General features: G+C 61.2%; 12 protein-coding genes. 3 read left to right on the top strand and 9 right to left on the bottom strand.

Translation table 11 applies throughout. The features are described from left to right. The first annotated feature begins 105 nt into the window (after nucleotides 1–105). Complete coding sequence (locus IWX64_RS16040; protein WP_196868129.1) at nucleotides 106–996, top strand: GAF and ANTAR domain-containing protein; 891 nt, start codon at nucleotides 106–108, stop codon at nucleotides 994–996. Between the two features lie 185 nt (nucleotides 997–1,181). On the opposite strand, the gene IWX64_RS17380 is transcribed toward IWX64_RS16040, so the two are convergent. From IWX64_RS17380 to IWX64_RS16010, 7 genes are all read right to left on the bottom strand, one after another. Further along, a complete protein-coding gene (locus IWX64_RS17380) occupies nucleotides 1,182–1,616 on the bottom strand; it encodes a BON domain-containing protein (RefSeq protein WP_196868128.1) in 435 nt (144 codons plus the stop codon). Between the two features lie 177 nt (nucleotides 1,617–1,793). After that, the gene (locus IWX64_RS16030; RefSeq protein ID WP_196868127.1) at nucleotides 1,794–2,093 is read right to left on the bottom strand and encodes a hypothetical protein; all 300 of its coding nucleotides are present in this window, start codon (nucleotides 2,091–2,093) and stop codon (nucleotides 1,794–1,796) included. 22 nt (nucleotides 2,094–2,115) lie between these two features. Next, on the bottom strand, nucleotides 2,116–2,439 hold the full coding sequence (locus IWX64_RS16025; RefSeq protein ID WP_196868126.1) for an ArsR/SmtB family transcription factor: 324 nt from the start codon (nucleotides 2,437–2,439) through the stop codon (nucleotides 2,116–2,118). Nucleotides 2,440–2,512: 73 nt separating this feature from the next. Continuing rightward, nucleotides 2,513–3,091, bottom strand: coding sequence for an ABC transporter permease subunit (locus tag IWX64_RS17175; RefSeq protein ID WP_334683368.1), 579 nt, complete (start codon nucleotides 3,089–3,091; stop codon nucleotides 2,513–2,515). Between the two features lie 36 nt (nucleotides 3,092–3,127). Further along, nucleotides 3,128–4,252, bottom strand: a complete 1,125-nt coding sequence (locus IWX64_RS17170; protein WP_334683367.1) for an ABC transporter permease — start codon at nucleotides 4,250–4,252, stop codon at nucleotides 3,128–3,130. Next, nucleotides 4,252–5,775, bottom strand: coding sequence for an ABC transporter substrate-binding protein (locus IWX64_RS16015; protein ID WP_196868125.1), 1,524 nt, complete (start codon nucleotides 5,773–5,775; stop codon nucleotides 4,252–4,254). The genes IWX64_RS17170 and IWX64_RS16015 overlap by 1 nt, the downstream gene beginning before the upstream one ends. Then, nucleotides 5,772–7,013, bottom strand: a complete 1,242-nt coding sequence (locus IWX64_RS16010; protein ID WP_334683369.1) for an MFS transporter — start codon at nucleotides 7,011–7,013, stop codon at nucleotides 5,772–5,774. Before IWX64_RS16010 ends, IWX64_RS16015 begins: the two co-directional genes overlap by 4 nt. Nucleotides 7,014–7,032: 19 nt before the next feature. On the opposite strand from IWX64_RS16010, the gene istA reads away from it, so the two are divergent. After that, nucleotides 7,033–8,586: an IS21 family transposase gene (istA, locus tag IWX64_RS16005; protein ID WP_196868123.1), complete on the top strand. Its 1,554-nt coding sequence runs from the start codon at nucleotides 7,033–7,035 to the stop codon at nucleotides 8,584–8,586. Beyond that, complete coding sequence (locus IWX64_RS16000; protein ID WP_281064517.1) at nucleotides 8,583–9,332, top strand: ATP-binding protein; 750 nt, start codon at nucleotides 8,583–8,585, stop codon at nucleotides 9,330–9,332. Before istA ends, IWX64_RS16000 begins: the two co-directional genes overlap by 4 nt. 93 nt (nucleotides 9,333–9,425) lie before the next feature. On the opposite strand, the gene IWX64_RS15995 is transcribed toward IWX64_RS16000, so the two are convergent. Continuing rightward, nucleotides 9,426–9,596 (bottom strand): hypothetical protein, encoded by a 171-nt coding sequence (locus IWX64_RS15995; protein WP_334683366.1) that lies wholly within the window; start codon nucleotides 9,594–9,596, stop codon nucleotides 9,426–9,428. Further along, the coding region (locus tag IWX64_RS15990; protein ID WP_196868122.1) for an ATP-binding cassette domain-containing protein at nucleotides 9,593–10,104 on the bottom strand (512 nt) is incomplete at its 5' end. The genes IWX64_RS15990 and IWX64_RS15995, both read right to left, overlap by 4 nt.

Here is a 10,104-nt window from a genome sequence, read left to right as displayed (position 1 = left end):
GACGGAATGACACCGTCAAGATACTGGGAGAACTGGACCGCAGGAAACCAACTAGCTATCGCATAGCCACTGGACTGCCAACGGGGGCCCAACCAGGTGGTCAGGATGGCGCTGCTGCTATTCAGCGGAGGCGCTTGCAATGAGCTGCCCGAACTTCCTCAGCCCCCGTACAACAATGAGCTTGTCCGTGGTTCACCGGCTCAAATAAATGGGCAAGGGTTTGCGGGCTGGCAGGTAAGAATCGAGGCGCGGATGTCCGGGGCGCAACAGTGGTCTAGGGGGTCGGTGCATAGGGCTTTACTGGATCTGGTTTTGGATGCGGTGAGTCTTGATAGCTTTCTTGAGGGTCTTGCTCGGTTTTGTGCTGACGGACTCTCCTCTGGCGGGGAAGTCCTGTGCGGTATTACGGTGCTACGTCGCCACCGCGCGGTGACTGTGGCCAGCAGTGGAGATCGGGCGCAAAGAATCGATGAAGTGCAGTACGGGTTCGACGACGGCCCGTGTTTGACTGCTGCCCGGGATCAGATCACCGTAGTAGTCCCGGAAATGCGGGCGGAGAAGCGGTGGCTCGGGTATCCGGCGGTTCTGGTTGCTGAGGGAATCGGTTCAGTGGTTTCCGTGCCGTTCGTCATGGAAGGCAACACCAAAGCAGCGTTGAACGTGTACTCGGGTGAGTCGGGCCATTTCAGCGGCGCTGTCATCGACCTGATTGAGGAACATGTCCGCGATGCGTCGAAAGCACTACAACTGGCAGTAAAGGTAGCCCAACAGGTTGATACGGCGGAGCATCTCAGGGCGGCCCTTGAATCTCGTACCGTTATTGATCTGGCTCTAGGCATCACCATGGGACGGACCGGATGCACCCAGGATGAGGCTATCCAGCGATTGAAGAGCATCTCGCGGCAGCAGAACATGAAACTTCGAGCCCTGGCTACGCAAATTTGTTGCCAACGGAGGAACTACCAGCACCCACTTCGTCATGTGAGCTTTTCATGATGCAACCGCTTGCGCGGGTTGGGTGTGGATAGGGTCTTAAGCCTCTGACGCTGAGGGGCGGCCGGTCCTAGGGTTTGAGTTGCCGGGATTTGTGTTGCGTGTGGACAGTCCCGGGCTGTGTTGGAGGGGGACTCCGGTGTGGCTCGTCTTCATTCTGGGGGGATGAAGACGGCTTCCTCAATGGATTACGGGCGGCTTCTTTGTCTCGAGCGTCGGGACGGATGAGATCTGATGGGCGGAGACCATAGCGGCACTTCAGGTAATAGATTGGCTGGTTCTATCCTGAGGTCGTTCTGTACCGCTCGGATTGCTGGACTGCACCAGCAGGCGAAGCCAGCACGGCTTTTATCCTGCGGCGAGTCGACGATTCCTGTCAGGGAAGCTGTCCCAACTTTGACCGAAACGGTGATCTCCAGGCAGCCTACGGCTCGTCGGACTGCGCTCAGGACCACACGCTGTGTTGCCGCCGAATCAATGTCACCAGAACTACCAAAGTGGACACTCGGGGTACTGATAGACACTTCGTTCTGACTGGACTGCGGCAGAGTCAACGGCGGCAACAGATTATTTTCCCGCGACGTGAAGGCGCCCGGGGGCGTGCCAGATGAACGGTTCTTCATAGTTCCACCATGGAACTTTTCCGACCCTAGAAGCAGGGCCGAAAGTCACTACCGCCGGGAAACTGTGATCAGATCGGCGCAGCATTTATCTAGCAGGACCAATTCGTTTCCGTTGGTAGGTATCGGATCGGGCTCCAAGGGAGCCGAGCCGATACGGATCAGGATGGCCGGGATGAGCTAGTGCTCGTCGTAGTGGCCTTCGTGTTCGGCGTGGCGATGTCCGTCGTGGAGGTAGTCGGTGTGGTCACCGTGCTTCACGGCTTCGTGGGAGCAGTCCGCTGAGCCGTGGGTGTGGTCGCTGGGGGTATGCTCAGCAGGCTCGTCGTGTTCGTCGTAGTGGCCGTCGTGTTCTGCGTGGCGGTGCCCGTCGTGGAGGTAGTCGGTGTGGTCACCGTGCTGGATGGTTTCGTGGGAGCAATCCGCCGAGCCGTGGGTGTGATCCTCCAGGGTGTGCTCTGCTTTGATGTCCGTTGTCATGATGGTCTCCTTCAATGGCTACTTACGGCGCGATGGACGCCACAAGCTCGTTCTTCGACGGGGCTTCGCCTGTGTGGGCGATGGCGTCATTGATGACGTGGGCAACGTGCTCATCGGTCAGGGCGTAAACAGCATCACGTCCTGATCTGGTCACTGTCACCAAGTTCATGCTCCTTAGTAGGCGCAGATGCTGCGACACCAGAGGTTGCGACAACCCGGTGGTTTGAACCAGGGAGCTCACGGAGCCTTCCCCGGCGGCGAGAGACGTCAGTATCCGAAGACGTGACGCAGTCCCCAAGGCCTTGAAAAGTTCAGCGACTCTCTCGAGCTGTTCATCATCAGGCATATAGACATATAAACACGTGTGCATGGGTTTGGCAATGTCTATTGCGTGGCTGCGTCGTTTCTGTTCGGGTGAATCAGAGGGCCCGCGTGGCGTCCTGGTGGGCTTTTTGGCGACGGAGATTTGGTGGCAGGGTGAGCCCGGAGGCGGAGACCGCCAGGATCGAGGCGAGTATCAGCGTCGATGCTGGCGCGAGACCTGTCCACGGGGCCCGCTCGACGTAGGCCATTCCTTCGGCCAGGATGAGGCCCCAATCCGGGCTGGGTGGGTTCGCGCCGAGCCCGAGAAAGCCCAGGGCTGCCAGAGCGAGGGCGATACCCGGTAGACGGAGCATGGCGTGTTGGACGAGGGGTCCGATGATGTGGGGGAAGATGTGCCGGAGAAGTGTTCTGGCGGGGCCTACCCCGAGGATAGGTAGCACCGCGACGAATGGCAGGGTTCTGGCCTGCAGGGTTAGGGCTGAGGTGTGCGCTGCTAGGGGTGCCCAGCTGACCAACGCTACTGCTAGAGCTGCGCCGCCGAGAGATGCTCCGGAGATAGCGGCGACAATAATTCCGGCAATTACCGGCGGTGCGGCATTCGCGATCTCGAGTGGCCCTGTTCCCAGGCGGGGCAAGGACCCGATGAGCAACCCGAGGATGAGGGATACCAGCACGACGATGAGGGCGGTCCCGATTGTAGATACGGCGCCCTAACCTACGCGCGCTAGAAGATCTCGCCCGCTGGCGTCTGCGCCGAAGGGGATTGCCCAGCTCGGCGGTGCCAGGCGTGGATGAGCTGAGGCGAAGGGATCGCGAAAAACACCGGCCACGGTGATGATTGCCAGAAGTAGCGCGGCTGTGAACGGTACGGCGAGATCCCGTCGACGGAAAACGGGGGACACGAAGGCGACGGGGACGACACTGAGTCGTCCAGCAGGTCCGAGGAGCGCTCGGCGGATCATTGCCGCTGTGATCCCCGCGGCGATGGCGAGGATGAGGAGTGCGAGGACGCCGGCTTGAAGCACCGGGATGTCCTGGGATGTGGCGGCGCCCAGTGTCGACCGTCCGATCCCGGGAATCGCGAATACTCTTTCGACCGCTACTGCCCCGCCGGTTAGGCCGACGACGACTAATGCAGCTTGGCTGGAGATGGTCGGTAGAGCCCGGCGAAGGAGTCCGACACCAATCTGGCGTCGGGTGAACCCTGCTGAAAGCCACGCCGATACCCACTGTTCCTCTCCGGCTGAGCTGATGGCATCGGCTAGTAATTTCCCCATCAGTCCGCCGGCGGGGAGACCCATGGCGAGGGAGGGCAGGACGGCGTAGTGCAGGCCGAGCCAACCAGAGGGCGGAAACCAACCCAACCAGACCGCGCCAATGACAAGAAATAGGGAGGCTAGAAGGAACTCTGGAAGGGACGTCGCCGTTGTGGCGAGGACCCCAGATCCCCGCCGATGCGCTCCTTTGGAGCTTCGTAGAAGCGACGGCATAGCCAGCAGGCAAGCAATTGCCAGAGCGAGCGCACCGGCGCAGATCATGAGCGTGACGGATACTCTCAGGGCCGCGAGCGTTCCTGGGAGTACAGGAGAGTTCGAGATCCAGGACTGTCCCAGATCACCAGCGAGGACCCCGGAAAACCAGTCCATGAAGACAATCGCCGGGCCCTGGTCGAGGCCCAGTTCGGCTCGGACCATGGCCAACGACTCAGGGGTTGCTTCCAGATCCGCGTAGCGGGCCCGCAACACCGTGTATTCAGGGCTCTGCCCGGACAGCCAGGGCAACATCCCGATTACCAAAACCACGACGAGCAGAGCACCAGTTGGGAAACGTGCCATTATTTTGCGGAGGTTTCCTCGGTGATCAGCGCCCGCTCACGCGGATCGCGGACAGCACCTTCGACATTTACCGCCTCGCCCTGAATGACCCGTTCATGCAACATGGGGATAGCGGCGTCGCGGGCCAGGATTTCTGCTTCGGCTGCGATGATGGCGCTTCTGCGTTCTGGTCCGGCTGGAAGTGCGGCAGCTTCTTCGAGGGCTTCATCGACTGCGGGGTCGCAGAACTGGGAGAGGTTGAAGGACCCTTCGCAGGCGAAGTCGCTATACATGTAGGCAACAGGGTCACCCGAGTCGAGCACGGTGGCCCGAGAAAGAATGAACGCATCGAAGGCACCATCGACGGCGTCGGCTTCGATGTACTGGTACTCGCGGACGTCTTGTTCAACGATGAAGCCGGCGGCTTCGAGCTGCTGCTCCAGTTGCACGGCTACTTCAGGCAGTTCCGCACGATCGGTGAAAGTTCCCAAGCTGATGCGAACCCCGTCCACGGATGCTGCTTCGGGGCGCTGATCGAGGACTGCCTGGTAGTCGTCGTCGCGTTCGTCTGCAGCCCACGGCAGGGCAGGGCCGAGAAGCCCTTCGGCGACGTCGGCCCTGCCTTCGTAGACTCCGGAGACGATCGTCGCCCGATCAATGGCTTCTCTAGCGGCGGCGCGTACGGCGGGATCCGCGAACGGCCCAGAATCGGTGTTCAGGTACAAGGTGTTTGTTCGAGGCATCGGGACTTCATAGACGAGATCCTCATCGATCTGGGCTACCTGGCTGACGGGGATAGCTTCAACCACGTCGGCGGTGCCCGTACGAAGCGCCGCGGCCCGTGCGGTGCCGTCAGGAACGAATTGGACGTCGATGCCGGATGCTGCGGCGGATTCACCCCAGTAGTCCTCGTTCCGGTCCAGGGTGGCACCCGAGGTGCCGTCTACGGCTGTGAGAACGAAGGGGCCGGTTCCAGCGTTGATCGGGTCGACTGCGCCGCCTTCGTAGGCGCTTGCTGCGAGGATCGACAGTTGGGGGCTCGACAGGCGCTGGGGGAGGAGGGGGTCAGCGACGGCGGTGGTCACGGTGGCCGTTGTTTCGTTGTCGGCGACCGCTGTCATGTCGACGCCGTCGAGGATGCGTGGCGTTGGCGACGCTGTGGCAGCCGCGGTGAGCGAGCGGGCTACGTCTTCAGCGGTCAGGGGTGTGCCGTCGTGAAAACTGACTCCTTCCCTGATGGTGAACGTCCACTGCGTGGGAGAGCTTTGCTCCCACGACGTCGCCAATGAGGCCTGTGCTTCTCCGAGATCATCAAGGGAAACGAGGGTCTCGGCGGTGGACCACCGTGAAAGTTTGAAAGCATCATCGCTCAACGGGGTGAGCCCAGAGCGCGGCGGCTGCAGCATCGCTAAAGATACGCGCCCATCCTCGTCATCGGAGGCCGTTGACCCGGAAGGGGCGGAGGAGAAACATCCGGTGAGGGCGAGGCAACTGATCGTTGAGACAGCAATAAAGGACAACGTGCGGGTACGGCGGGAAATCATGGACGAGCTTTCTGATAGTGAATTGGTAGGAAGCGGGGAAGGAAAATGGCGGCAGCAATGGTAAGGAGGATGAGGAACATCCACCCAGCGGAGCTGCCAAGGGTGTCTCGAAAGGTGCCGACGAAGGTGTTGCCGATAAGGACCGCTAGCCCACCGAAGCTGGCGAGGAGGCCGTAAAAGGCGCTCAGAGGTCGGGGACCGGCGAAGCCATGAACTTGTTGCATTCCGGCGGGCACGATGAGCATGTGTCCGAAACTCAGAAGAACGACCATCGCTACCGGGCCAGTAAGCACCGGAATCCCGGGCACTGCGTATATGCCAGTAACCCCGAATACGGCCACCGTGATGAAACCAAGGCCCAGGCAGATAAAGCCAGTCCGTAGCGCTACACCTGGCCCTACTCTGACGGCCAGGGCCGATGCCGGTAGTTGGAAAACAATGGTCAGCACCGAAGCCAAGACGAACAGCAGCGCCAGCGTCCCAGTTCCCGTCCCGTTTTCGTTGAGTTCAAGAGGCAACGCGAAATACAGCTGGTTGTAGGCGAGGAGGTTGACGCTGAAGAACAGACAAAAAAATAAGAAACGTCGATCCCGCAGGCACGCCCATGTTTCACGCGGCTCCGCCTTGGCGGCAGGTGTGTCGTCTTGATCAGCGCTGACCGGTAGTCCTGCCGGTAAAAGCAGCCACAACACAACGCCCACAGCGACAAAAAGACAGGCAGCGGAGACAGCGACGACGGGGAACCCGAAGGGCAAGAGGGCGATCCCGACCAAGGGGCCCGTCACGGCGCCGATTTCGCCGAACAACACAAGCCATGCAAAGAGCGACCTGCGTTGCGGTCCCTCACTCTTCTGGGTCCGGTCGAGTGCGCCCAAGAGCCCTTCGACGGCGGGTGAGAAGAAGGCCCCACCGATACCAGTCAGGACAGCGCTCAGCAAAAAGGGCCAGAACTCTTCGGATAGAGCCAGACCAAAATATCCCAGGGCTCGGATCAGACAACCAGTGAGGATGCTGCGGCGCGGACCCCAATAGTCGGCAATTATTCCGCCCAAAAGGAACATGCCTTGCTGACTGAATGTTCGAGCACCCAGGACGATCCTGAATATTGGCCTCCGTGAGCTCCACCTGTGGTGCGGGTGAGCGCCATCGCCTGGTAGCGCAACTGGTGTGGTTGAGCACCACTGTTGGTGTGGTTGAGCACCACCTGTAAAGCTCCTTCCACCATGTGAGGGACACATGGTGGAAGGAATACCGGTAATGGTACGGAAGATCAAAGCGAAGCTGGTGTTGCAGCTGCGTAATCAAAGCCTGTCGCGAAGAGCAATTGAGTCCGCTCATGGGATATCCCGGCACAGCATTCAGGCGGTCCTCGATGCGGCGGAGCTGGCCGATCTCGGGTGGGATGACGTCGCCGAGCTGTCGGAGGTCGAGGTGTATGCGGCGTTGTTTCCCGGCCGTGGCGTCCGTGAGAGTGCCTTCGTGCAGCCGGACTGGGCGCGGGTGCACACCGAGCTGGCCCGGGTGGGGGTGACATTGAAGCTGCTGCACCAAGAGTATGTCGACGCGTCTACCCGCGCAGGGCAGGCGGTGATGAGTTATGACCGGTTCTGCCGGCTCTATGGCGAGCACGCCGCCGTGACCGGGGCGACGTCGCGGGTTGGTCATAAGGCCGGCCGCAGCATCGAGGTCGACTGGTCCGGGCCCACGATGGGGCTGCTGGATCCGACCACGGGTGAGACCTCGAAGGTGTATTTGTTCGTCGCCTGCCTGCCCTTCAGCCGGTACGCGTTCGTAGAAGCCTGCCTTGATATGCGGCAGGAGTCGTGGCTACGCGCCCACACATCGATGTTCGCCTTCTTCGGCGGCAGCGTCCCGCGCCTGGTGCCCGACAACCTAAAGACCGGGGTGATCTCCCACCCAAAGGAGGGCGAAGTCGTCCTGAATGATGCTTATCGGGAGATGGCGGCACACTACTCGGCCGCGGTATTACCGGGCAGAGTTCGGGCTCCGAAAGACAAAGCGAGCGTCGAGAACACGGTCTCCCACGTCGCGACCTGGGTCATCGCGGGCTTGCGGCACGAGCAGTTCACGTCCCTGCCGCAGTTGCGCATCCGGGTCTATGAACAGATCGATGCCTATAACCGGCAGTCGTTCCAGAAACGCGACGGGTCCCGGCTGAGCGTCTTCACAACCGAGGAGAAGCCGCTCATGCAACCGCTGCCGGCGGTACCGTTTGAGATCAGCACGTGGTCCTACCGGCGCAAGGTGAACAAGAACGCACACGTGGTCTGGGCAAAGAACTTCTACTCCGTGCCCTTCAGCCACATCGGCTCTCTCGTTGACCTTCGCGTCACGGACACCATGCTGGAGGTCTATCGGGCTGATGAGCGCCTGACCAGCCACCTGCTGTTGCCGACAAGCACGGTGAATCAGTATCAGACGAACGACGCGGACCTGCCCGAGGGACGCAGCTTCCAGGCCTGGGACCGGGCCCGGATTGAGGCCTGGGCAGCCCGGATGGGCCCGGCCACGGTGACGGTGATCGGGAAAATCTTCGAGGCAGCCTCCATCGAGGAAGCCGGCTACGACCCAGCCCTGGCGGTCCTGCGCCTGTCTCGGAAGTTCTCCGCGGCCCGGGTGGAAGCGGCCAGTGCGCTGGCTTTACGGGGTCCGCTGCGCTCACCGCGCTACGCGCATCTGCGGCCGATCCTCGACACCGGGCAGGACAAAACCGGACACACCCCCGAACCGGAACCGGATGATGGCGGCTATGTCCGCGGCAGCGCCCACTACGCCGGAGGGACCCGTTGAGCGCGCTGGATGGAGAGACCAAACGCAAGCTCCGCGAGATGAACGCCGGCGAGCTGCTGGAGGCGATCGATACCCAGGACGAGACCTTGTCGATCAGTTTGACGTTCGAGGAGCGGGTCCGGCTGGTCGTCGATGACGCCTACTCGACCTTCATGCATTCCAAGGTCGCCGGGTTGATCCGGCGGGCGGGGCTGCGTTACCCGAACGCGGATCTGCGCCGCATCGACCTGCTCGACGAACGCGGCCTGAACCGGCAAGTGCTGACCCAGCTCGGCACCTGCTCGTTCGTGACCCGGCAGCAGAACGTTGTCTTCCAGGGCTTCACCGGGTCGGGGAAGTCGTATCTGGGATGCGCGATTGGTAAACGCGCCTGCGAGCACCGCATCCGCGCCCACTACGTCCGCATGCCCGACCTCGAGGAAGCCTGGGTCGCCGCCCAGGACACCCCCGGCGGGGCCGGGAAGTTCCTGCGCAAATACGCCGCATTCACATTGCTCGTTATTGACGAGTGGTTGCTGGACCGGCCGACGGAATCAATGCGAACCATGCTGCTGGAGCTGATGGAGCGCCGTTACGGCGAAACATCGACGGTGTTCTGCACCCAGTACTCGCAGAAGGACTGGCACCAACGCCTCGGCTCCGGTGTTCACGCCGACGCGATCATGGACCGGATCATCCACAACACGATCTGGGTCGAGACCGGCACCTACAACATGAGAGCGCACACCGCGCTGGCCAGCGCGTAATCGATGATGGAGAGCGTCAGTGGCCCCCAACCACACCACCACTGGCGCTCTCCCGCACGATCGGTGGTGCTGAACCGCACGATTGGGAGGTGCTCAAAGCCTCAAATACTCAATCCCGACCGCTGCGGCACCGAGCCCGAGGTCGTCGGTCATGACAAGGGCTAGGAACGGTACGACCGCGTAGAACCCGATATTGAAAATCAGTTGGGTGGGCAGAAGCAATGACACCGAGACCGGGCTTCTCAGGGGCGTGGTATCGATCATCGAGAGAGGGCGCCCCGGCCTACCCGGGCGGCGTTCAGTTCGCGTGTGGCCGGATGCCGCGCGTCGTTAAGAATCTGACCCGTTGGTCCTTCTTCGACGATTCTGCCTTCAGCTAGCACCGCGGTTCGTGTGCAGACAGAGGCAACAGCATCAAGATCATGGGACACCAGCAGCAGCCCCAACCCCTGATCCTTGATCAGCATATGTAAAACATCAAGGACCTGATTACGCAGTGGGAGATCGAGCCCGCTCACCGGTTCATCCGCAATCAAGATCGCAGGACGGACAACCAGGGCGCGGGCGATCGCGACACGCTGATTTTGTCCACCCGATAATTCGGACGGCCGTCTATTGAAGGTTGCTTCGGGAAGTTCCACCCGACGAAGCGCGTCGCGAATCTGTTCGGAGTGATTCCCCGTTACCTTTCTTATAGCCCCTAAACGAGCAAGAATCGGGGTTGCTGGCCTGTCGGTCCTGGCATGATTGAGTCCCCCAGTCGAATGTATGA

The organism is Arthrobacter sp. CAN_A212 (genome assembly GCF_015752345.1).
GTDB lineage: Bacteria > Actinomycetota > Actinomycetes > Actinomycetales > Micrococcaceae > Arthrobacter_D.
This window is presented reverse-complemented; position numbering and strand designations above follow the sequence as displayed.